20 protein-coding genes and 1 pseudogene are annotated in these 23,760 nt (G+C 49.1%); 16 read left to right on the top strand and 5 right to left on the bottom strand.

What is annotated here, in order from left to right; all coding sequences use genetic code 11:
• Positions 1–158: 158 nt before the first annotated feature.
• The 4 genes from GUC46_RS20840 to GUC46_RS24320 all read left to right on the top strand — a co-directional run bounded on the left by GUC46_RS20840 (position 159) and on the right by GUC46_RS24320 (position 6,909).
• Positions 159–1,541, top strand: coding sequence for a hypothetical protein (locus GUC46_RS20840; protein WP_049594257.1), 1,383 nt, complete (start codon positions 159–161; stop codon positions 1,539–1,541).
• Positions 1,538–3,439 carry a hypothetical protein gene (locus GUC46_RS20835; RefSeq protein WP_101968163.1) on the top strand — a complete coding sequence of 634 codons (1,902 nt, stop codon included), beginning with the start codon at positions 1,538–1,540 and terminating at the stop codon, positions 3,437–3,439. Before GUC46_RS20840 ends, GUC46_RS20835 begins: the two co-directional genes overlap by 4 nt.
• Positions 3,429–6,083 (top strand): DEAD/DEAH box helicase family protein, encoded by a 2,655-nt coding sequence (locus GUC46_RS20830; protein ID WP_160180681.1) that lies wholly within the window; start codon positions 3,429–3,431, stop codon positions 6,081–6,083. Before GUC46_RS20835 ends, GUC46_RS20830 begins: the two co-directional genes overlap by 11 nt.
• Before the next feature lie 598 nt (positions 6,084–6,681).
• On the top strand, positions 6,682–6,909 hold the full coding sequence (locus GUC46_RS24320) for a hypothetical protein (protein ID WP_048328395.1): 228 nt from the start codon (positions 6,682–6,684) through the stop codon (positions 6,907–6,909).
• Between the two features lie 209 nt (positions 6,910–7,118).
• Here GUC46_RS24320 and GUC46_RS20820 read toward each other — a convergent pair.
• The 3 genes and pseudogenes from GUC46_RS20820 to GUC46_RS20810 all read right to left on the bottom strand — a co-directional run bounded on the left by GUC46_RS20820 (position 7,119) and on the right by GUC46_RS20810 (position 8,716).
• A pseudogene (locus GUC46_RS20820) lies at positions 7,119–7,727 on the bottom strand (hypothetical protein).
• A gap of 95 nt (positions 7,728–7,822) precedes the next feature.
• Positions 7,823–8,029: an AlpA family transcriptional regulator gene (locus GUC46_RS20815; protein ID WP_109232259.1), complete on the bottom strand. Its 207-nt coding sequence runs from the start codon at positions 8,027–8,029 to the stop codon at positions 7,823–7,825.
• 108 nt (positions 8,030–8,137) lie between these two features.
• Positions 8,138–8,716 carry an inovirus-type Gp2 protein gene (locus GUC46_RS20810; protein ID WP_160180678.1) on the bottom strand — a complete coding sequence of 193 codons (579 nt, stop codon included), beginning with the start codon at positions 8,714–8,716 and terminating at the stop codon, positions 8,138–8,140.
• 416 nt (positions 8,717–9,132) lie between these two features.
• Between GUC46_RS20810 and GUC46_RS20805 the strand changes: the two genes are divergently transcribed.
• Both GUC46_RS20805 and GUC46_RS24140 read left to right on the top strand, forming a co-directional pair.
• Complete coding sequence (locus GUC46_RS20805; RefSeq protein WP_160180676.1) at positions 9,133–10,050, top strand: hypothetical protein; 918 nt, start codon at positions 9,133–9,135, stop codon at positions 10,048–10,050.
• A 443-nt stretch (positions 10,051–10,493) separates the two neighbouring features.
• Positions 10,494–11,522, top strand: a complete 1,029-nt coding sequence (locus tag GUC46_RS24140; protein WP_236654159.1) for an HNH endonuclease signature motif containing protein — start codon at positions 10,494–10,496, stop codon at positions 11,520–11,522.
• Between the two features lie 111 nt (positions 11,523–11,633).
• On the opposite strand, the gene GUC46_RS20795 is transcribed toward GUC46_RS24140, so the two are convergent.
• On the bottom strand, positions 11,634–15,269 hold the full coding sequence (locus GUC46_RS20795) for an ATP-binding protein (RefSeq protein WP_160180674.1): 3,636 nt from the start codon (positions 15,267–15,269) through the stop codon (positions 11,634–11,636).
• A gap of 290 nt (positions 15,270–15,559) precedes the next feature.
• Here GUC46_RS20795 and GUC46_RS20790 point away from each other — a divergent pair, with 290 nt between their 5' ends.
• From GUC46_RS20790 to GUC46_RS20745, 10 genes are all read left to right on the top strand, one after another.
• Positions 15,560–16,165 (top strand): hypothetical protein, encoded by a 606-nt coding sequence (locus GUC46_RS20790; protein WP_160180671.1) that lies wholly within the window; start codon positions 15,560–15,562, stop codon positions 16,163–16,165.
• A 230-nt stretch (positions 16,166–16,395) separates the two neighbouring features.
• A complete protein-coding gene (locus GUC46_RS20785; protein ID WP_160180669.1) occupies positions 16,396–17,271 on the top strand; it encodes a GTPase family protein in 876 nt (291 codons plus the stop codon).
• 308 nt (positions 17,272–17,579) lie between these two features.
• Positions 17,580–18,044, top strand: coding sequence for a hypothetical protein (locus GUC46_RS20780; RefSeq protein WP_114262839.1), 465 nt, complete (start codon positions 17,580–17,582; stop codon positions 18,042–18,044).
• Between the two features lie 101 nt (positions 18,045–18,145).
• Positions 18,146–18,619, top strand: a complete 474-nt coding sequence (locus GUC46_RS20775; RefSeq protein ID WP_201743313.1) for a hypothetical protein — start codon at positions 18,146–18,148, stop codon at positions 18,617–18,619.
• A 120-nt stretch (positions 18,620–18,739) separates the two neighbouring features.
• Positions 18,740–19,561, top strand: coding sequence for a DUF932 domain-containing protein (locus GUC46_RS20770; protein WP_160180667.1), 822 nt, complete (start codon positions 18,740–18,742; stop codon positions 19,559–19,561).
• A gap of 30 nt (positions 19,562–19,591) precedes the next feature.
• Positions 19,592–20,035, top strand: a complete 444-nt coding sequence (locus GUC46_RS20765; RefSeq protein WP_047667661.1) for an antirestriction protein — start codon at positions 19,592–19,594, stop codon at positions 20,033–20,035.
• A gap of 12 nt (positions 20,036–20,047) precedes the next feature.
• Positions 20,048–20,590, top strand: coding sequence for a DNA repair protein RadC (gene radC / locus GUC46_RS20760; RefSeq protein ID WP_096810296.1), 543 nt, complete (start codon positions 20,048–20,050; stop codon positions 20,588–20,590).
• A 10-nt stretch (positions 20,591–20,600) separates the two neighbouring features.
• A complete protein-coding gene (locus GUC46_RS20755) occupies positions 20,601–20,942 on the top strand; it encodes a type IV toxin-antitoxin system YeeU family antitoxin (RefSeq protein WP_096810298.1) in 342 nt (113 codons plus the stop codon).
• 20 nt (positions 20,943–20,962) lie between these two features.
• Positions 20,963–21,304 (top strand): TA system toxin CbtA family protein, encoded by a 342-nt coding sequence (locus GUC46_RS20750; RefSeq protein WP_032728834.1) that lies wholly within the window; start codon positions 20,963–20,965, stop codon positions 21,302–21,304.
• A 258-nt stretch (positions 21,305–21,562) separates the two neighbouring features.
• Positions 21,563–22,570: a restriction endonuclease gene (locus tag GUC46_RS20745; RefSeq protein ID WP_049017154.1), complete on the top strand. Its 1,008-nt coding sequence runs from the start codon at positions 21,563–21,565 to the stop codon at positions 22,568–22,570.
• 180 nt (positions 22,571–22,750) lie between these two features.
• On the opposite strand, the gene GUC46_RS20740 is transcribed toward GUC46_RS20745, so the two are convergent.
• Positions 22,751–23,623 (bottom strand): phosphorothioated DNA-binding restriction endonuclease, encoded by an 873-nt coding sequence (locus GUC46_RS20740; protein WP_121540721.1) that lies wholly within the window; start codon positions 23,621–23,623, stop codon positions 22,751–22,753.
• Positions 23,624–23,760 lie beyond the last annotated feature (137 nt).

Raw genomic sequence — 23,760 nt, 5'->3', positions numbered from 1 at the left:
ACAGCTTCTGGTTATCTGCATTTTAGCACTCATCAATATCGGCCACTGATTTGCTGATTTGGTAAGTGCCAGGAAAGAAAGTGGAACATGGAAGGGCTTTCGCAGTGCACTGATTGCGTGTTGTTAGCCCTGTGGGCATAAGCGACTGACGCAACGAAATGTACATCGAGAAATTTCTGACTGAATACGATGACTCGCTAACGGGTGAGTTGAATGTGGATCCGCTTGGGCAATTAGTCATCTGGTCGTCCTGGGGGCAGGACATCTTTCATAGCCGTATTACTTCTATCGCAAATGATGTACGGCAATATACGCTGAATCTGCTGCATCACAGCGTATTGCGCCAGATACTGGTCGATGAAAAGCTGCAAACTTCAGGCGTGATGAAAGGTCTGTATCCCAAAAAGCAATTACATGAGTTTAGAGTTGCCTGTCTGATCCATTTGGAAAATATTTATATCTACTCCATGCTGGCGGCTGAAAAAAGAGGTGTCACTCTCACTGGTGTGCAGGGTATTAATAAAGCCAGATCTAAATGGAACGCTGCAAATAAAAATCCTCAGATACTTTTTGGTCATGAGAAAAGTAGTGAGTTACTGACTAATCAGATCGCTCTTGGTACCAATGGGCGCTATAAATCGCCAATGATGAAAATGCATTTTTTCTCTACTGATTATCGCTATGATCTGCCGGAAAGCAAGCCAGTGTGGCAGGCAGCAGAGGCATTTATTCGGAATGTACCAGAGCTGAAAAAATTACATGCAGCGGCATTGACTTACATGCAATTGAAAATGCAGGCCTCACATAAGCGCGACCTCAACCCATTTTTCGAAGATATTCCTGTCGGCCTAAAAAAGGCGTATGTAAAGGCATTCCGCGACCCGAAAATGGTCGGGGATTATTCGCGAATATTCTGGCTACAAAGAACGGGGTTAGATAAATATGCAGCGGGTGCTATTTATCGGGTACTCAAGCAGGAACGTTTGGACGAGTTAGAGCTTACAGATGCTGAAGTTTTCAAACGTGCCATGCATCAGGCGAAAAGTATGCCTGAAATGAATGAAAGTGACCTCAGGGCGTTACAACATATCAGTCAGGCGGAGCCATTTTTATCCCTGATCGACCTGATGTTTTCAGGCTTACGCCGACAGAGTAGTCAGACTTTGGCAGAATTTCGTCAATTCTGGCAGTCGCGCGGTCTTACGGAACTTGATCTGCCACAAAAGGCGGCTCAGCTTCTGGAAAATGATGTGCTCCTTTCCTCGCTTTCCGGTACGCCCGCCAGACGTTTTCAGCAACTATTAGCACTGGCCTGTATGCCGTCGCTGGAAGATCAGGTTCGAGGCTTGCTGGATTATCATCACGAGATAATGGAGTCAAGGGGGCAGTTCCCGTGGCTCCTGCTTGAAGGTGATGATATTTTGCTGCAGGTACCACCATGTTCGCTACGCGAAGATCGTCAGAATAGCGACTGGGTAAACCGTTATTATCTACCACAGTTCAGACATTTGCTGAACGGTTTATGGGGGCATTCTGCATGAAGCTGTTAGATGTCTTCAAAAAGCAAATTGCTGATATGGGTATGTTGAAACGTGTCTGGCTCACCACCTTTAATCTGGATATCTCTTTTGTTGAAACGTGGGTACTTCCTGCTGTGTTGGGTATGGACCCGCCCGTTAGTCGTATGGATTACGAAGGTCTGCAGCGTGCGCTGAATGAGAGTGGTATTGATTTCCGCATCTACTGCGATCCGCGCATGATTGCGAAAGAAAAGCCGAAACGTACCTCCATTGCGGTATATCCGGTGTCGGTGCGTAAGCTGGCTCAAAGCGAAGAGTCTTATCTGGATAAAGAGCGCGGGCTGTTTCACCCAAAAGTATTTTATCTCGAAGATCACTACAGAAAGATTATTGTGGGTGCGGGCAGTGCCAACCTTACGCTTAGTGGGTGGGGGCGAAATCAAGAAACTGTGGATTTTCGTTGTGTTGCAAGTAATGCCCAATACCAGCAGGTAAAACGATTTTTTACCACAATTGATAACAGTCTGAATGATGAAGAATTTTTCCCAACCCGTCGCAAGTTTCTCGGTGATGATCCTGATTGGTCATTTATTCACAGTCTGGCTGGTTGCACACTGCTAGATGCATTAAAAAACGGCGGTGAGATTCATACACTCAGTGTTTGGTCGCCTTATCTTGCTGAGGATTTAGCAGGGTTTATCGACAATATTGGGCATGAAGTGCTCGTAGAACTGGTTCCGGATTTGGTTGAGGGACGTTATATCCGCACTCGATGGAGTGACAGTATTCAGGCAATGATTACAAATAAAAAGCTTACCGTGTATCGCTCTCCAGTGCCCAAGGACGATAGGGCATTGATGACCCACGCCAAGCTCTGGCTGGCGAAAAGCAATACCGGTACGCAACTTGCCGTGGGGTCCTGGAATTTCACCAACCCGGGTTGCAGCAGCTTACCTGAGGCAAACTGGAATGTAGAAGCGGGAATTGTGCATCCGGTCTCTCGTAACATCACGATTTGCGGCAAAGAATGGGATGATGTTAATGAAGAGAATTTCGCCAGTGAAGCATTGTTGGAGGAAGAGGCGCTGGAGCCTGATGAACTTCAACCTTTCGATCTGAGCGTTATTTTTGACTGGACTCGATGTGAGTATCAGATTTCCGGGCAATGGTTCGGTGGTAAGCCTGCGTCAGGTTATCAACTGATATTGCCCGGTATCAACGGGGCAAATGAATTGGTATGGAAAGCTACCGGTATAGGTCTGAAATCGCCCCGGCAATTGACGGTATTAAAAAGCAATGCCGTATTGGATAACCCTTTTTATACCCTTCGTAGAACTGGAATAACCGACTGGCAGGGCATGATCGTTGAAAGCGGTATTGAACACCGGCGTGCGTTGAGCTTTAAGTCGCTAGATGACTTACTTAACAGCTATCTGAATTCAGTGGATCCCGCATTGAGTGATCGCCTTATGCTGCGCTGTGCTGGAGCGCAGGATGAAGAGCAAAGTGAGGGGATGGCGCAAGCCATGAATTTAGATGCCACTAGCTATTTCCGCCTCTTTCAGGCTATCCAACAACGGCGCAACTGGCTAGCAGACGCGGACGATGGCACTCAGCTGTATCGTCGTTTGTTCAGTGAACCAGGTTGCTTACAGGAATTGGCTGAAATAGCCAGGGAGCGTATAAATCAACCGACTCAGCTAGTATTTAACTGGTTTCTGGCCCAAGAAGTTAACACTCTGGCCGCTCTGGCAAGAAAGCGTGTTAAAAGCATACGTCACAAACAAGGGGCTGAAGCCATATCTGTGGCTGTGCACTTGTGGGAGTCTCTACAGGTTGCAATTCCCCCCCTAACTAGCGATGCCACTAGCCTACGTTATCTCGCAGCTATCAGGGAAGACTGTAGTTATGGCGAATAAGTTAAAACAGATCATTACCCCGGTTGAGGTTTCAGCCGTGATGAATTTCGATGCGACTGATACGCACTGGCAGTATCAATCCGGTGCTTCCAGCATGGCGGCGAAGCAGGCAGAGGGGGTGGCTGGGTTGTGGAATTTGCTGAATAAACAACGACTGGCACTCCTTGCTGATGAAGTCGGCATGGGGAAAACTTATCAGGCGATGGGAGTAATGTTGTTGTTATGGCAGGCAAAACCTGATGCACGCATTCTGGTTATGGCACCTAACAGGACGCTCTGTGATAACTGGGAGAGAGAATTTAGCATTTTCACAGAGATACACTATCGGGCTGAACATAATGCCTTTACCACTTTAGAGGGTAAGACAAAATATGCCCCACAAATTTATGGCAGACTGGCGGAGCTGGCGGCCGCTGTGGAGAAAAAATCTCACCATTTTTACCTTACTACTATCCATTCACTAAGCGGTCTGGTCCCTCCAGATGAAAAAAAAGATGCTTTAAATGCTGCCGCGTCTTATGGCGTGTTATATCGTCAGCAGATTAAGCAAGCTCTTGGAAAAGGAGGGTTTGACTTAATTATAATCGATGAGGCTCATTACTTTCGTAACCGAAGCGGATCACAGCGTGCCGCCGCCGCTCAGGCCTTCTTTGGTGATGCGCAGGACCGGCTGGGGAGCAATATACTGTTGTTGACGGCAACTCCAAATCACTCAGCATCGCGAAATGTTTATGACATATTTAGCTACTTCAGTGACATGCCAAAACGTTATGCAGAGGATGATGTCCGTGCGCTGATGAATGATTTTGCCATCCGCCGACTGCGCAAAATGCAGGGCAGAGAGAGCAGCCACAGCAAATATGAATATCGTCATGAGCGCGCTAGCATTTCCAGTTTTACTAATAAGATGGATGCTGAGTTGTTTTTTGCTCTATATCAGAAACAACTCGTGGTTCAACTGGACAAAGAGAAAAAGGCAGGTGGCGGCAGGCGCATGCTATATGGCTATCTTGAAGGGTTTGAATCAACGGGCAGTACCGCAAGTGAGCGGGATAATAGTAGTGATGAAGAGGGGCAAATCCATAATGACTTCAACCACGCGCCGGATTCTGCTCTGCTCAATAGCTTGACCCGGCAGTTTCACGATATCTATAACCGCTTTCCAGATCATCCCAAATACGACACTCTGGTAGAGGCCTGCTTTACCAGTGATCCGTTCAAGCAGTCTCAGCCGCTACATTGTAGTAAGCATTTGGTTTTTGTTCGTCGAATACCATCTGTACGCGAAATTACTCAGCGCATCAACGCACGTTATGATGAAATAATGGCTGAGCGATTGATGAATGTCTGGCAGCTACCTGCAAAGGCGCTGGCAGAATGGCGAGAGTCGGGTTGGTCCCGAGATATTTTTGTTAAGCTTTTATCGGAAAAATCCAATGAAAAGTCCGATTTTGATGAGCATATGCTGGAGGACGGGGAGACAGATGAGCCTGAAACGGATAACGAGCTAAAGCTTTCAAGTAAAATTGCCGAGCTATTTGTTATGAAGAAAACGGGCCTGCGCAGTACCGACTGCGCCAACGTTAGTTTGCGTTTCCGTCGCCCTGAAAGCCTCTTTTCATTATTTCTTGAGCCTGCATTGGATGGTACGACCGGGACCTATCATTATCATTACCGCAAAGAGTCTGGTGAACGTCAACGTGACAGCTATGGTGATGCCGCGAGAGATGCCCGGCTGCAGCAGTCGACAACAGCTCAGAAAATCAAATATATCACTGCTTTGCCCACAGCCTGGGGATTGATGTTTCATGAGCTGCCGCGGCCAGCAAAAGAGCAATTGATTAAGTGGCGTGACCAGCCTAACGGTATGGCAATTATTGAGAACTTTGCCAACTATCTTCGCACGGGTTACCTGTTTGCCAGCCCTGTGATCATTGAGCTCTATTGCTGGTTTACAGAGTTCAACCGTCGACCTCAAACAGGTGAGGTCCAGCAGCGATATCAGCATTTTGTAGAATGGGTCACCCCAAAATTGAATGGATCACTGATGCTACGTTATTTTGTGGCTGCCATTGAAACTTTCGAAACGCTATGTGTGAAAATTGTTGGCCAGAAACTAGATAATACTCAATATACTTGGCGCGAGTTCACTAGCTTGAGTAGTCCAAGTTGGTATGCCAGCGGGCAGTCAAAAAATCGCGAACGTTTAATTCGTGGATTTAATTCACCTTTCTTCCCTAATGTGCTGGTAGCAACCTCTGTGTTGCAGGAAGGCGTGAATCTTCATCTTCAATGCAATCAAGTTCATCATTATGGCATCGCCTGGACTCCTGGTGATAACGAGCAGAGGAATGGACGGGTTGATCGCCTCTTTGGTCGAATCAATACAATGCTTCAAGTCCAGGGGGCGGCTGAGATGATTATCAATTATCCCTACCTTGCAGGTACCTTCGACCAGGATCAGTTGGCATCATTTATACGCCATAAACACAGTGTTGAAGAGAAGTTAGATAGTTGCGAGCTGGAGGATTTTGACAGCGAAATTGATATTCAGGAGGATCCTCAAGGTTGGCAAAAATGGCTACGGCATCCTTGTAAGGATAAAGATAAAGAAGATCCTTACCCAGCCAAGTTTGATCAGTAGTGTTTATCATTTATGCGGTAATAATATATCAGGTGGTTACGAGCAGTTTTTTGCAGGAAACTATTTTAAATAGAAACTGGGGTCACAACACCACAGGTCAGGCAGTATTTTTTTCCATCGCAATCATTTTTACATAAAACGCAGTGCCAGAAAAAACAGTGGTGCAGACACTAGTTCTGCCAGCATAAATCTCAGTTTTCTTTGTCGGTAATCATCCTGACCCTGAGGGGGCCAGAGCGTTATCGTCGAAAGCAATCAAGGAGTTGGCAAACATAGTATTGGTTCCTGCCAGACAATTCGCAGGTCTAACCGTCCCAGCAAGACTGACAGACACCGTGCGGTTGGATGGTTTAAAGGTGTTATGAGGGTGGGAGTAGTGTGGTTCTCACACGATGAGATGCTGGCGTAAAAAATTGCCTTACTTAGAAGACATTCTTACGTGGCCGTCTGCTTGAAGGTCGTTCGGGGACCTCATTGCAAACGAACAGTAACAGCCCATATTTCTGCTGGGTTTTGGTCATATACACCAGTACAAACCGGCTTGCTGTGCCTAGGGATAGGTATTCTGAGTTTTACTACCATCCAGCCAGAACACGACATGAGCATGGTAGTGGTGGTCTTCTGTCCATTCGATAACCCAGAAGAAACCGACCACCGCTTCGAGTTGCATCATACGGTTCATCAGCTTTCGGATATCTCATTCGAGTTGCCGGTGATCCCGCAGGAAAAACTTAGCGGTATGATCCTGGTAAAACAGATCTGTTCGGAGTGCCAGCAGGCAGGAATAGCGCTCTATCAGTTTGTCGATATGGTTGTTCAGAAGTGACTGTCGAAACCAGTCTGGCTCCCATCGTTGTTTGTTTTGCATAGGATGAATTTCTTTAGTGCTGGCGAGGGCCAGTCAATGGAATGCACCTGGCCTTCAGGAAGAGCCATGGCTGGGGGAACCGCATGGATTAAGAGGATTGTTGTAAAAAGGGAGTGCCTATTAATTATATTAATTAACCTAAATTAATTTTCACTCCCCAATAACCCTCAAATCCCTTGCATGACTATGGATGAAGCCTGATTCAGTGGCTCCGCTGTCGTCCGCCATGCAAAGCAGACATACTCGTCCATCAGACTGGTCAGCGCAGGGTTTTCAGCCTGCCGGTCATTGATCCAGATATCCATCTCCTTGTCTTTTTTGAACCTGAGGTTGTCGGTCCAGTCATCAAGGCAATTACCCAGCATCAAATCGTACCAGCACAGCCAGGCCAGTTTCAGACGCAGCTCGCTGGCGGAACAGACTGATGAGCTTATTTGCCAGAGGGCGTTGTTTTAAACGTACTCAGACAGCAAAACCCCCTCCAGTATTGGATGGTGAGCCAGCAGATGCTCCTAGGTAAATAAACTGACACTCAGGTCATCATTAACAGTCAGTGGGGCTGCTGCTCTGCCATAAATAATCCGGTGCAGGCACTGGGGGACAATAGCAATAACCTCTTCCTCTCCCGGAAACTTAAGGCTGCCAACCGTCAGGGTATGATGGTAGTAGATATTCTGGTGACACATACCCGATCTGACCGTCAGCTTCGTAAAATCAGTCAACCAGACCTGATAATATTTATAAAGTTCTTCGTAACGTGGTTTGTAATCTTTCATTGTTCATATTCCTTCTGGCTTTAATGACAGACAGCAGAAAACCTCCGAACGAGTCGGATAGTTATTTTCTTGCCGGGGGTTAGGTCAGAGTGGTGTTATTTACGGGACTGGTTAATGCGTTCCTGAAGCCAGTTTTCTACTTCGCTCTTTAACCAGCGAGAACTGCGCCCCAGTTTGACTGGTTTGGGGAATTCACCATCTTTAATCAGCTTATAGAACCATTTATCCGTAAGTCCCGTTAGCTTCGTGAGGAACCGCATATCCACCAGTTGGTCATCAAGCAAAGAAATTTGTTCTGTCATAATTGCTGTCTTCCATTGTGGGATTATTCTGAGCTGGTGGTTGATTGCTCGTTACTACCAGCCCTTCCACATCAATGGATTGATACGTAAAAAAGTGCAGAACGTAAGTTACAACGTGCGAGGACGCCCCAGTCCACTGGGGGGCGGTACCTCACTGGCTCCGAAGTGATAGTGACCGTGCTTTTGCCCTTCTTTGGCGAGATAGCTGATAATGTAGCGCAGGTTATCAATGGCTTCGGTATCATCGTAGTTCACCGGTCTATCAATACTGACTTCATAAGAGGGTTTGTATTCGCAGCGGTTGTAATAGCCTTCTCGTCGCGTTATTTCCCGCCATATTGTTCCTACTCTCTCAGCTATTGGGTAGGTAGCCTGGTTAAGGTGCCTGTCGAGATAGAACACGATATGGGCATGGCAGCCGTGGTCTACAGAATTCTCTAGTACCCAGAAATACCCTGCCAGATTTGTGTGCTGCAGGGTGCGTTCAACCAGCATGCGCACCTCTCGTTCGGTTTCGTTCCATGAATAATGTCTATAGCGTTCTGTACCTTTCTGATAGAACAGGTCGAGTCTGAGTGCCTGTATTCGTGAGTATCGGTTCAGTAGCTGATTCAGGTGGTTATTGAGTAGAGACAGTAGAAACCAGTTCATCGTGTATCTGGAATTAAAAGGGTAAGGAGTGTGCATTGATTTATCCTTTGTCAGATGGAGTACAAAGGATTGGGATGAGATGTAATTTTTAAGAGAAGCAGGGGTACGGCAGATACAGGGAGCCGTGTATCCAGGGGAATACTGGCAGGGTTGCTTGTTGGGGGAAGGAGCTGTGAACAGAGTGGTATAGAAACAGGGAGTGCCCCTTAATTATACTAAAAACCCAAATGTTCATATCTGCTGTTGAGCGATTCTAATGAGGTGAACAGAGGGAATTCATAGAGTAAAAACCACAGGAATAAAGCAGTAAAATGTCAGAGTATTATCACAATAAAATCAGCAGGATATCAGTTAAAAATCAGTCATTCTTCAGGTCTGTGACCCGACTCCACCAACCAAAAAGGTGCTAATACTAATCTGTTTTTGGGAGTCAGAAGCAGAGGGAAGAGACGATGTTGCATTACGATATGATCCGCTACGAGATAATGTACATAAAAACGCTGGATAGCTTTTTCAATACAGATCACTCGTTACTGTGCAGTACTTATGATACGCCGGATGATTTTAGACGCTTGATCTCTCAGATACTTGAACGACATTTTCTTGGCGATCAGGGCAGAATCAAAGCTGCGCGGAAAACACTTAAAGAATGGGCCGACCTGCAACTGATTGATAAAGATTATTTTGATTGTTTCAAAGGTACACCAAGAGCATCGTGGTTTGCTCACCATTATATTTTTGAATACCCAGTAAAATCTGCAGGGTTGACACTTGGTGGATTGGGGAATGACGTCGGTTGTTCAGGTGGTTTTAATTCTCTTTTAATGGACGATAATATCTTCACAAATCTTGATTTCTCTAAATTTAATTTCGACCTGGATGATATTGATTGGGACCTGATAACAAATCCACTGGCTACTGCTTCGAAAAAACCGAAACGTGTTTTCTCCCGATTTTATCTGAACGCGGGAGCAAGTACCGATCTGTACAACCCCACTCCGGTAACTGAGCGTGAACTGATCAGCGGTGTGATGAGGTACATTGATGAAGCTCCATGCTCACTTGGAGATAAGATCTCTTATTTCAGAAAACTGCATGAGCGTTGGCTTGAGCAATATGATTTTTTTCTGACAGATTTTGACTGGATGTCACGAGATGATGAAACTCAGTTAGTATATCTCTGGGACTATCTCAAAGGAAAAGGACGAATAGCGGGCTATCTTCGCCCTTATAATACGTCTATGCGTTATGACATGATTATTGCGGCTATAGATGTGTGGAACGTCCAACCTGAAGAGAAGTTGGAGTTTATTGAGAAGATGAAACATGCCTGGCAAGCATCAAAATCTTATCGACGATCTGCTAAATAGCGTTGTGACCCCAATGGTTTTTTCGTCTGATTTCTCAATGTAGTGATGAATCTGAGTAGACCCTGGGTCTTCTATCTATCTCCCTCTTTGTCCCGTTACGTACAGAGCACATACTTGTGAACGATTACCATGGCGAGGTTGAACGATTGCCAGGTTATTGGCGCGTCTATCTCTGGTACCAAGCGAACAACCTGCTGGATCTGAAGGTCAGCAATGAGCGAGTAGCGGAAGCTCGCAATTGTTATTACCGCGTAGGATGCATTACTAACGTTGCTATGTGTTAACGAACGGGGAGCGGGTCAAGCTAATCGTAAATGTAGGTCGAACCGATTTCAAATGCAGGTCACTACATTTATGCTTACGGCAATTGTTGACAGAAATAAGTTGGCAAGGTCGATCTCGAAGGGGTGGACTGGAAAAAAAGCTGGTTGAGGTGGATTAAAATGGCTATGGAAGTTCACGGGTTTATTATTTCGTCTCCGTTCGTGTTCGTCTGCGATGGTAAGGTTTATCGCAGCCAATCGGGGAAAAACTGGACGGTCATATTTAGCCGTTACGGTACGCAAGCCTGGGGGAATGATACCTATGCTTCCCAGCGCGTTGACCGTGCTTGCCCGCCAAATCGTAACGAAGAAGTTCGTTTGGCTTTCCGTGGCGCAGTTATGCGCCACTTCAAGCTGAACTACACCCAAATTGAGGCATTCTTCCAGCGTCAGATCTACGAGGACAAGCAAATCCTGGTCGAAGGAAATTCGGTTAAACGCCATGTGGGTGGCCGCAGCAGCTACAGCACAGGCAGTAGCTGCACGACGTTATCTGCTCCCGCGCCCGCTCCAGTCAAAAAGGAATCCCCCCATCCAGCGCTTAAACATGGTTGTCCAGCAAGTCGTTTGGAAGAATTCCTAGCCTGGGAAAAAGCGCACCTTGGGATTTTGAATCGTGTCAAAATGCCCCAGCGCGTTGCCATGTTCCTGGGAACCTGGGAAGAACCGAATGCGGTCAAACCTGAACCCGTGGTGGCCGAAGAACCCCAGGCTGAAGAACCTCGAGCCGAACGGTCGCTGGCTGAAGAACGCGAACATAAAGAAGATGTACCCTTCTATGGCCGTCGCCGTCGTGATCAGGGGAAATTCCGTGAAGATGTGATGCTTAACTGCGGTGGCCGTTGCGTCTACACGAATGCCATTGCGGTACGCTGCGAAGCCGCACACCTTAAAGCCCACGCTCGCAAAGGTGGCGCGAGCTTTAAAAACGGTCTGCTGCTGCGCGCTGATATCCACAAGCTCTTTGACGCGGGACTATGTGCCATCGATCCGCACACGCTTAAACTCTGGTTCGCGCCAGAGCTGGTAAAAAAAGACGCAGATCTCGCGGCCATTGATGGGATAACGATGCGCAAAACGCTGCTCCCTATCAACAAAGATAACATCGAAGACCGCTGGGATGCCTTCGTTAAGATCTTGCTGGCATGATTAACTGGTCATAAATGTCCGCTCCTGGCACATAGCGGTCGGCTCGTTACAGAGCTAAATAAAAGATTAGTTGCGATGTGCCCTTAACAATGAGTGCCGCCTCGGAGATTGTCAGGCTGATTGCGCCAATTGTCGCTGCAGGACCTGTAGGCTCGTTCCCGCCCCTGCCCATGCAGCAGCCGAGCCGACCACATACAGGTTTTGCTTGGCGCGTGAGACGGCTACATTGATAATGTTTGGCGGGCTTGCCGCCCACTGACGGGCTCTTTGCTGACTCGCTTTCGGAGCACCCAGCAGCAGGATGACCGTTTCCGCCTCTCGGCCCTGGAACGTGTGGATCGTGCCTACACGATCACGGCTCCACTCATTCCACTTTACTCCCAGCGCTTGCAGCAGATCGGTCTCACTGTCGAGACGCCGACGCATGTTCTGCTCTACGATCTTGAATGGTGTGATGATAAAGACGTCCGGATTTGTAATGCCCGATGCGGCCAGCTCTTTAAGCATTCGTACAACCGCATCACCCTCCTCGGGGCACCACTTCGTCTCAGCATTGCCATTGACGTCGAACCAGCGAGATCGCCCCAAAGCCGAGCCGATAGATCCTAGTCTTTTAGGCCCGACAGCATGGACCATCTGCCCGGCATAGGCGATGGAGTTAGAAACATCGAACATTGGGTTCTGGCAACGCCTGTGAACGAGGAGTGGCAGCCCGACTTCTCGATCACCTACATCCATGACGAAGGTGGATTTGAAGCGCGATGCCTGATCAGCAAGGGTCTGCGTAGATGCTGCGGGCGCAGACCATTCGCTCTGATCAATGTCGAAGAATTTGCAGATTTCGACGTTCAGCTTTTCAGGAAGTGAAACTACAGGTGGGATTTGCAACGGGTCACCTACCACGATGGAGCGCTTTGCCCGCATGATAGCTCCAACTGCTGCCTGAGGAACGGCCTGGCCCGCTTCATCTACCAGAAGCCAGCCAATGCTCTCTGGTGGCAGATCCCCGAACATCGTCCGAACAGAGGCGAATGTCGTGGACACGGTCGGCACCACCATGAAAAGGCTTGACCAAAGGTCGGGGAGAAGTTCACGGTGAGCGGAAGACTGGAAGGCACCAGCCACCATGCCCGACATCAATAGCCCAAGGTTGTGTTGCAAGCGGCTGGCCGAAGCATCGATGAACGTTTTATGCACAGTCAGGGCAGCGGCGAATAGATCCTCCCGCAGGCGATGAACCTCATCGGGAAGCCATGGCGCAGTCAGGTGGATAGCCTCGTGCTCGCGCTCGAAGAATCTCTCATCAACGACCCTGTCTCCCATGCGGTTTCGTGCCTCTGCCTCGGTTGCTTTCAATTTCGAGACAGCCTGACACTTGCTGGAAATTTCCTGGTCGAGTTGCTGTAACTGGGACTCAGTATTGCTCCACTCAGCCCTTGCAAGCTCCAGGGCACCGTCTGTCTCCAGCGCCCGTAAGACTGATTGCTGCAAGGTCGCCGAGAGCATCTGCAGTGTCGATCTCCACGACTTCCAGGCCGCAGTCGCGAACAAACGGGAGAAGAAACCTGGACGGCCAGCAAGATGGCTGTCGAGCATGATCTTATCCTGCTCGATCTGCGATTTTGCCTTCTCATGCTCCCGTTGGCAGGATTCAGCAATCTGGTGTGCCTCTTCTACGGCTTCATCCAGACTCGGTCGACGCTCTTCAGCCCTTTGAAGTTCGGTGATCGCTCCCTTGAGCGCCTGGATATCCCGTCGCATCTCTTCGATGCTGGCGATTTCGGCGTCTACCGTTGCCTTGAGTTTAAGAAATGCGGTTCGCGCTTTCAGCCAGGCCGCAGCAGCATCCGCTTCGTTGGTGCTGGGCCGCTCATTGACAACCACGCTGGGCATTACGCGATCGATGATTTCGCCTGTTCGTTCGTCCTTGATCTCACGCATGACATTTATGCCGCGAGCTGCTTTCAGGTAGGTAAGGAAACCACCGTCTTCATTCCACCAGAAACCTTGCTGGAACGCGCCTCGGTTGCTGCTCTTGCCGAGAGCAGCGGCGATCAGCCCCCAGGTTTCGACTGGGTCGGAGGGGATGTCCCCCTCGGCCTCGGCCTCGGCTTCGAAATAGCCGACGCGTTTGGGGTTCGCAATCAGGTCGCTGATGGACCGAAAATAGGCGATTTGTTCATGACGACCATTGGCTTCCTTGAGAGGAAGCTCTTTACTAACGTTCTCGACCGCTTTGTTATTGGAGGACGCTACAACGATCTCATGGCCCTTTAAGGATGCATGTAACTTGTAGAAGTGCAGGAATGCATTGGAGCCGAATGCCAGCTTCTCGCCTGTTGTGGAAAAGGCATCCTGCGGTTTATTGAAGCCGCACATCGCCGTGGCCCGATCAAGAATGCACCCGACGACAATATCTCGCAGAAGAGTGGTCTTTCCGGTTCCCGGAGGCCCATTGACGCCGATGATACCTGGAGCATCATTCAGCTCAGCACGCGCCGCATTCACGGCAGCCTGTTGAAGCAGTACCAGTGGATGGCCGCCTTTCGAAGGCCAACGAGCCTGCGGCATGAGCGAGGGTGCGACGAATGGCTCAACTGCGGAAATGGGCGATAGCACGTCGATTTTCTGTTCAGGCCTGCCAATTCCCATGTAGCGGCGCAAACCGGCTCCGGCTTTGCCCGTCTCGAGCAATTTGGTTGCTTCACCGAGATCTTCAAGATAGAAGGAATTCAGTAACGAAGGTTCAGGCGGCGCCTTGGCCTTGAAATGATGAAACACCTTAATCGCGAATGTGGGTGGCTCAACCAAATGTTCGGGTACACCGAACTGAGACACAAGCCATCTATAAGCGTTAAGAACGACATCCAAATCGATCGGTATGGGTTCTCCATCCTCGTTGTGGCGGCGAACCATTCGATCCAGATGCTCGATAATGCGCGGCTCAACATTCGGCCAATTCCCTAAGCTCCCAAGCTTCAGGTCGAGAGCCGGCTTGAGTGCCCAGGCAAAACTGGAAACGGCAACGCCTTTGTCCTCAAGCACATAACCTTCTTTGTCGATCAGGATCGAGCCGATGGCCGCCTTCTTACCGTCCGGGCGTGAACGCTCCTCATCCTCGCCAAAAACCTTGACCAGCTCGTCCGTCGCCTTGTCGAGAGCGATGGAGCCGAGGACGACCTCGAAATAAAGCTTATGGCTGGGCTTGCTGCGGGCATTTGGTCCCCATGGTACACCTCGCTCCAATAGGGCAACCCTAGAGCGGTCGCCGGTTGCCATATCCTCTGGGCGTTTATAACCTTGAGGCGACAGTGCTTCGAGGGCTGTCCATGCTGCCAGTATTGCTCGCGCATCATTCGACTTACCTGTCGGAGAGAAAGATGGGAGTGGACCTAGGTCGATCTGGTCTTCGCCGAATTGCTGTTGCATGACAGGAACTGGATTAGCCTTGGGTTGCTGTTGCACTACCGCTGCAGGCACATCACGGGGCGGAACTTGGGAGGATTGTGTGGACGACGAGCCAGGATGACGCGCTGATGGACTGGAATCCGACATTGAGATCACGCAGTGACCACTAAGTACAGTTCGGGCTTGCTCGATTTTAGTCCTCAACGTTCGGGCCTTGGCAGTATTGCGGAAGGTCAGTTCGTTCAACAGCCGTTCAAGTTCACTAGCATTGTTCCGTGACCGCTCGAAAATTTCCTCCAGATCGAAGATTGATTTTTGCGCATACTGCCTTGTAGTCATTTTTTCTGCAACTCCAGACCCCATCAGTTGAGAGATTTTATGCTAATTAGCATGATTTCTAAAACGGTAAACTTCCGCTCCTTGCACGGAGCAGACCTAAAGCAAGTCCGTTAGGCCCGCTGTGAGCGAAGAGCGGACCCAACTCAATATAATTTGTTAAAATTTTCGAGTTGATCACTAGTATCTTTCATGAAACCCAACTTACTGATATTCTGGTAAAAAAGAATTCTTAACTTGTGTGAGTGTAGATAATAGCAGGAATTAAAGCTTAATAACTTAGGAAGCTTGATATGTCTGGTAGCCACAATGATAGTAACATTAGTGCACACTCTGGAAATGCGCAGAACAAAGCTGAAGTTGTTAAAGCATCTTTAGACATAGGTAGTGCGCTATTGGTCGCAATAATCGCAGCTTTAGGGGGAATGGCCGGCTCATATCTCACGGGTTCAAAGTTAGTTGAAAGCACAAGAGTCCCAGCACTCATCAATGCCAGAACGATTTGTACTACTGCTGTTAACGAAGATGAATACAAATTTCGTGAAAAAGCCTCTGATTTTTTGGCTGCGGTAGCTGCATTTGATGCTGATAAATCTCTTTTATATAAAGCTAATCATAATCAACTTTACCAACCAGCGAAATCAGCCATAACTAAAGCAATGTCGATAAGCTCTTATTCTTCTGAACGTCTATCAGTACTGGCAGTAAATATTGCATCATCTATAAAACAACTTGCAATTTCTGATATGGATTATGTTATTTCAGATAGTGGCGCTTATAAAAAACTATCTTCCTCAATGGAGGAATGGCCAGAGGCATATAATGAATATATGAAAACCTTCGATGTCAAACGTGCTTCTTGCAACTCCGATGCTATAAACTATAAATCAGAAAAATAAGGAATGAAATGACTTCAAGACAGTTGGCCAACTTCTAAAGAATCAGCATTACAGAATGCTGATATCATCTGCTTCAGGCATGAAGCAGACATAGTTCAATCCTATATTGCACAAGGTCCTTTACGTGTTAATCAAAATTCCAAATAATTTCAGACAGATATTATCTCAGTGAATCCCCGCCTTCCTGACTGGAACGCGGGGTTTTTAATTCTTCACGCTGAGACTACTGTATGAATAAACCTGATGGCCTTCAGGCCTTTGAACAACCGCTCGCGTCGCTTCCGTACACGCTTCGCCAGCTTATTCTTGAACGTATCCAGAACCTGACTCACTACGAGCCGGTGATTGGCATCATGGGCAAAAGTGGTACAGGTAAATCCTCTCTTTGCAACGAACTTTTCCGGGGCGAGGTGTCCCCAGTGAGTGACGTGAACGCCTGTACTCGCGACGTACTGCGCTTCCGGTTGCGCAGCGGTCGTCACAGTCTGGTGATTGTCGATTTACCGGGTGTAGGTGAAAACGGGAGACGGGATCATGAGTACCGTGCCCTGTACCGTCGAATGCTGCCGGAGCTGGATCTGGTGCTGTGGGTCATTAAGGCCGATGATCGGGCACTGACTGTGGACGAGCAGTTCTGGCACGGCGTGGTGCGACCTTACAGGCAAAAGGTACTGTTTGTGGTTAACCAGGCCGATAAAATCGAACCCTGTCATGAATGGGATAGCGCGATCGGCACGCCCTCGCCACAACAACAGGTAAATCTCAAAGCGAAGCAGGCTGCAATTATGGCAATGTTTAAACCGCATCATCCGGTCTGTGTGGTGTCCGCCAGCACTGGATGGGGCATTGAGGATATGGTGGCAAACATGATGTGTTGTCTGCCTGACTGCGCCACCAGCCCGGTGGTGACACAACTGCAAAGGAGACTCTGCACAGAGCCGGTAAAGTCGCAGGCCCGCGACAGTTTCGGTGACGCTGTGGGACGGGTTTTAGATACGGCTGAGTCATCGTCGTTCCTGCCTGCATCGCTGAAAACGGTGATTCGTACCGTGCGTGATGTGGTGGTGTCCGTCGCCCGTGCCGTCTGGGACTGGATTTTCTTCTGAAACCAGACTTTATACTCCTCCCGGTCATCCGTGGGCATAAGCCTCATTCACAGACCCACTTCTTTTAATCAGAACACCCGTTGCTCCCGCTTCGTGGCACTGGATACCTGAGTCGCTGTTCTGTCACACATTTTCCCCGAAAGGGATGACAAGTCTCGCTCTTATTAATAGAATGTAACGATCGATATCTATTTTATCGATCGTTATTATCGATCGATAAATAAATGCATCTGCTCCACCTGCTGCGCGCCAGGTACGCCGTTGCGGGCGCTGACTCCGGATTTTCTGAAATGGCTAAGGAATGAAAAATGAAAATGAGGTTTGCAGTTTTTGCGCTGGTCTTCAGCGTCAGTCTCAGCACCGCGGCCCGGGAACGGGCCGATATTCCGGCGAACACTATCTGGTCGTTTAAGGACCCTGGTGGTCGGGTTTTATGGGATGTCTGTGGCGGAAAACAAAGCTCCTGCACCATTGTGTTGGCGGCAACGAACAGGGTGGCCATCGTTAATCGTAAATCTACTAACGGCTGCGCCCTGGGGGATTTTTACGTGGTGGGCAAACCCGAAAAAGTCTGGAACCAGTACGACACGGGGACCTGCAGCAGCAATGCTTACTTCAGTCAGGGGACCATGAACAACGGGCAGTACCGGACTATCGATGTCCGTCTCAACGGGGAACTGGTAAAACGATTCCCGGTGGAATATTGGTCGCTGGTGAAATCCTTTTCGGGTAGCAACCGGCCAAAATGGAAGGACAAAACGACAGACAGATAAGAGCGTTGATGAAGTTAAATAAGGTCACCCGGGGTCCCGGAGCGCTTCAGTGCGCCCTGACGGATGCCCATCCCTCTGATGTTAATGAAAGGAAATCACTTATGCGTTTATCTCATGCCTCCCTGGCGGTCGTTATGCTGGCCTCAGCCTCCGTTGCACAGGCCATCCCCAATATGTGGAGCAGCGGCTTCGCTCAGGGTGTGACCGAATACATCATCACCAGTCCGGAGAAAGTGGTCTTTAATCTTAACTGCACTACCAGCCCCGACGAGCAGAATGTGCTGCAGCACAGCGTATACCTGACTCTGCCCGATGGTACCTTGCTGAATTCTCACGATGACGGAACCGACATCACCGTGGTGATGGATGACAGCCAGTATCCGTTACCGTCATTCCTCGGCTGGCGAAACGGTGACAATGCCTGGGTGTCATTTATTGACGCCCTGAGCCAGGCTGGGAATTTTGATGTTTACGTCAACGATAAAAAAGTAGGCACTTTCAGTCCGGGTCTGAAGAATACGCAAAAAGAGCTGTCTGACCTCAGTGAGTGTCGGACCACACACTACAGCGATTAATTATTTACATTTCAGACCTCTCCAGCCCGCTACGCACCAACACCAGATAGCAACAGGCCATGCTCCTTCGGGAACATGGCCTTTTTTGTTTTTATTTGATTATCAGATAAGGAGTTAACCATGCGATTAGCCAGCCGCTTTGGCCGTATTAACCAGATACGCCGTGACCGGCCTCTGACCCACGAAGAGCTGATGAGTCATGTCCCGAGCGTGTTCGGGAGTGACAAGCATGAATCTCGTTCAGACCGTTATACCTACATCCCGACCATCACCATCCTCGAAAGCCTGCAGCGTGAAGGCTTTGAGCCGTTCTTTGCCTGCCAGACAAAGGTTCGTGACCTGAGTAAGCGGGAGCACACCAAACACATGCTGCGCCTGCGTCGTGCCGGGCAACTGACCGGGCATCAGGTGCCGGAAATTATTCTACTTAATAGCCATGACGGGTCATCAAGCTACCAGATGCTGCCAGGGCTGTTTCGCGGCGTCTGTACCAACGGTCTGGTCTGCGGCCAGTCATTCGGAGAAGTGCGGGTACCGCATAAAGGTAATGTCGTCGAGAAGGTGATTGAAGGGGCTTACGAGGTGCTCGGGGTCTTTGACCGGGTGGAGGAGAAGCGCGATGCAATGCAGTCACTGGCACTGCCAGAACCAGCCCGTAACGCCTTGGCGAATACCGCGCTGAAGTATCGCTTTGGTGAAGACCACCAGCCGGTCACGGTATCGCAGTTGCTGACTCCGCGTCGTCGGGAGGACTACAGCGATGACCTGTGGACCGTTTACCAGCGCGTGCAGGAGAACCTGATGAAAGGTGGTCTGTCAGGGCGAACCGCTCAGGGGAAAAGCAGCCGCACCCGTGCCGTTACTGGCATCGCTGGCGATGTGAAACTCAATCGCGCCCTGTGGGTTATGGCAGAAAACATGCTCGATTTTTTCGGGCGTTAAACAACCGTTCCGGCATAAGGAGATAGTTTAATGAATACACAAAATCATCAGTTCGCGGAGCATACCGCAATTACTGCCTCAGTGGTCCCGGACGAGTTACGCATCGGCTTCTGGCCGCAGCACTTTGGCTCCATCCCACAATGGATAACCCTTGAACCTCGCATTTTCGCCTGGATGGATCGGCTGTGTGCCGATTACCACGGTGGTATCTGGAACTTTTCGACGCTCAGCAACGGCGGTGCTTTTATGGCTCCCGAGTCAGAGCACGATGAGAAGTGGACATTGTTCAACAGCATGAACGGCAATGGCGCAGAGCTTACCAGTGAAGCTGCAGGGATGGTCGCCTGCCTGATGGCTTACAGCCACCACGCCTGCCGCACCGAGTGTGACGCTATGACTGGACACTATTATCGCTTACGCGACTACGCGCTAAACCATCCGGAATGCAGCGCCATTATGCATCTTATAGACTAAGGAATGCCTGACATGAATACTGTATTATCCCCGGAGTCATCGCAGCCTGAACTCTTTCCACTGGCGATTATGGCCCAGCATGGTTGTTTGCTCTCCGCGACCTCCGGATTAACCCCCTATGCCCAACGCACCATTCGTCGTGCCATCAACCTGCTGGATAAATATCTGCGCCAGCCCGGTATATCCTTTACCTCTAGTACTGCTGCCCGTGACTGGCTTCGGTTACATCTGGCAGGACAAGAACGGGAAGTGTTTATGGTGCTCTATCTCGATAACCAGCACCGTTTACTGGAGAGTGAATCGCTATTTGCCGGTTCGATTAACCATGTCCAGGTCCATCCTCGAGAGGTAGTGAAGTCAGCGCTTCGCTTCAATGCTGCAACTGTCGTGCTGGCGCATAACCATCCATCCGGTGATCCGGAGCCCAGCCAATGCGATCGCAACATTACGGGTAGGCTTAAAGAAGCCCTGGCACTAGTTGATGTGAACATACTCGATCATCTGGTTGTCGGTTCAGATGGCATTGCGTCGTTTGCAGAGCGAGGCTGGATATGAGGGTACTTCAATGAAATCTACTGGCTCAGAGAACGATTCATTTCTCCAGTGGGGGCTGAATCGTAATGTGACGCCTTGCTTTGGCGCTCGTCTGGTACAGGAGGGAAACCAACTGCACTATCTGGCTGACCGGGTCAGCATTACCGGTGAATTCAGTAACGCAGAATCTTTGAAGTTGGATGAAGTATTCCCACGTTTTATCAGCCAGATGGAATCGATGTTGACCACTAGTGAAATGAATCCTCGCTATGCCCACTGCGTCACCCTGTACCACAACGGTTTCACCTGCGAAGCCGATACACTTGGCAGTTGCGGCTATGTATACATCGCCGTTTACCCCACTCAACGTTAACTAACTCCACAAGAGCAAATATGAAAACTCTACCTGCAACAACTCCGCAGGCGGCGACGCTATGTCTATCGCCCGTGGCAGTGTGGCAAATGCTGCTTGCACGCCTGCTGGAACAACATTATGGCCTGACACTCAACGACACACCATTCAGTGATGAAACGGTAATTCAGGAACATATCGATGCCGGTATAACTTTGGCCGATGCCGTTAACTTTTTGGTAGAAAAGTACGAACTGGTTCGTATCGATCGCAGGGGATTCAACTGGCAGGAACAGTCCCCATATCTGCGGGCAGTCGATATTCTGCGGGCGCGGCAGGCAACTGGTTTATTGAAAAGAAATCGTATTAGCGCGGCACAGTGAACATTGGGAATAACCTTTCTGATTCACACTGCAGCTTTCCTTACTTATTTACTCATTCCAGAAAGCACCTGCCGATACTGGCCGGTGCTTTTGCTTATATGGACGAAATATCATGCAAATTGAAGCTGTAATTTTAACTGGGCACATTATCGCAAGCACAATCCGGGAATGCTGGGCCGTCGTTATTGATGGTTTTGACGCATACTGCGAACAAGCTTATGATCCAGCTTAATTTCTTTTCCTCATGAAGGGACGGCTATGGGCAACAGAATGTGGATGATCCGTGGTGACGGCGGCAAGCTCTATGACGATTTTCGCGATAAGCAAATTGTAGGCATCGGTTGGTCTCAGCTGGCTCCATTAGTCAAACCCGGCCTGTCCCGAGCTCAGTTACTCGCCTTATACCAGGAGGCAGATCCATTAACAAAGCTGGGAACTGCGCGTTCTGGTGCATCGCAGGTCTGGCGTTTTGTGAACGAAATCCAAAAGGGTGATTGGGTTATTACCTATTCGCCAGCCAACCGTACTTATCTGCTAGGTAAAGTTACATCTGATTTCCAGTACCACCCTGAATGGGTGGAAGAGGGGATGGGAATCGCTCGACAGGTAAAATGGAATACTGAAGAAATCGATCGCGATCGATTGTCTGTTGCTACCAAAAACACATTGGGCTCTACGCTGACGGTTTTCCAGCTTCCAGAATATGCTCTAGAAGAGCTTTTGCAGGATAAGAAACCCACTGTAGATGTGATTACACAGAATCCAATTGCGATGGATGAAGATGAGGTCGTTTCTGATCCGCTCCGCGATATGGAAATGCTCGCGTTTGAAGGTATCAAAGATCGCATCAACTCTCTTGACTGGGACGAGATGCAAAATCTGGTTGCCGGAGTTTTACGCAGTATGGGTTATAAAACGCAGGTGTCACCTGCGGGAGCCGATCGGGGTAAAGATATCATTGCTTCACCTGATGGATTCGGTTTTGAAAATCCACGTATTATCGTTGAGGTAAAACATCGCAGGGAGCAAATGGGAAGTCAACAGATCCGCAGCTTTATCGGAGGTCGCCATAAAGACGATCGCGGGCTTTATGTCAGTACCGGTGGTTTTACAAAAGATGCTCGATATGAAGCCGACCGTTCGACGATACCACTAACGCTCTGGACGCTTGATGATCTCGTCCGTGCGCTTATTGAGAACTACGAACAAGTTGATATCGAGACTAAACTTTTGGTGCCTCTGAAGAAAACGTTCCTGCCAGCCTGAGTCTTGCTTCGACAGCCATAACAGTGTTCTACTGCTATGGCTTTATACCCACTCGAAATGTCTATTTTTTATACGGATTACAACGTGTGGGTACAAGTGCGGGTATAACTATTTAACCCTGTTTCTAAAAAACATTGATATCAGTCTATTAGGTGTGAAATTCGAGTCCGGCCTTCGCACTCACCCTCTAAACACCTCCTTCCTGTGCCACTCTACAAACCCTTCTTTTGGATAATTCTCGCGTATCATCGGTAGAGCAATCTCCTTCCCGTCGAAATCCCAGAACAGTCTGCCCACCATGCCGCTGCCATTTACTGCGGGCGACACTTGAACTCGCATACTTTCATCCAGGCCAATCGAACCTTTATCAAAGGCTTTATGGTGAATTGCACACAGCGCCAGGCCGTTTGAAATCTCGCACGGGCCGCCGTGCTGTTTCCATTTGATATGGGCGGCTTCCAGGGCGACCGAGGTGCTGTCGTGGCGCATATTGAAGCCACAAATAGCGCATTCATAGTTATAGGCACGCAGAACCTGCTGGCGGAACAATGGGTCCCGCTGTTTGCGGATTTGCAGGATATCAAATCCCAGTTCATCCGCGATCTCTTCCTGGATGCTTTCGGTGAAGTGCGCCTCGAGGATGTGCTGGGCCAGGGCGTTGATGAGGCTTTTGTTCTTTTTCAGCAGGGCAAAATGTTGTTCATCAAAACCTCCGGCGACGTTGTGCGTTACCAGTTCCCCGGCAGGGGGCTGTTTGCTGCTACCGGATGTTGAACAATGCTCGGCGTTTTGTAGCTCCCAGAACCCATCTCCCTGTAAGCGCCAGAAAGGCATATCCGGGCGGTATTGCGCGCGCTGTGGTCCAAATCGCTCCAGCAGGCTTTGCAACGGGTCGCGAACTTCCGAACCGTAGTCAAACAGGCGACCGTGACCCTGCTGATAACCCGCCAGCACATGAAGCAGCAGCAGAGGCTTATGTGGCGCACGTTGCTCGCCTTTACGCCAGATGGTGATGTCGGCAATTGCCTGTTGCAGGGTTTTACTGGAAGTCATTGATTTCATTATCAGGTAAATAATTGCGATGATGCTCGCAAAATATCACCTGATCAAGAGGAGTGAGGCCGATACACTATCGATGTCACTTTATCGCATGCCGTTATTTCAGAAAGTCTTTGGTTAAAGGAATCTGC

This window comes from Citrobacter sp. LUTT5 (genome assembly GCF_009905315.1).
Classification (GTDB): domain Bacteria; phylum Pseudomonadota; class Gammaproteobacteria; order Enterobacterales; family Enterobacteriaceae; genus Citrobacter; species Citrobacter freundii.
The sequence above is the reverse complement of the archived record's forward strand: the minus strand, read 5'-3'. Positions and strand labels throughout refer to the sequence as shown.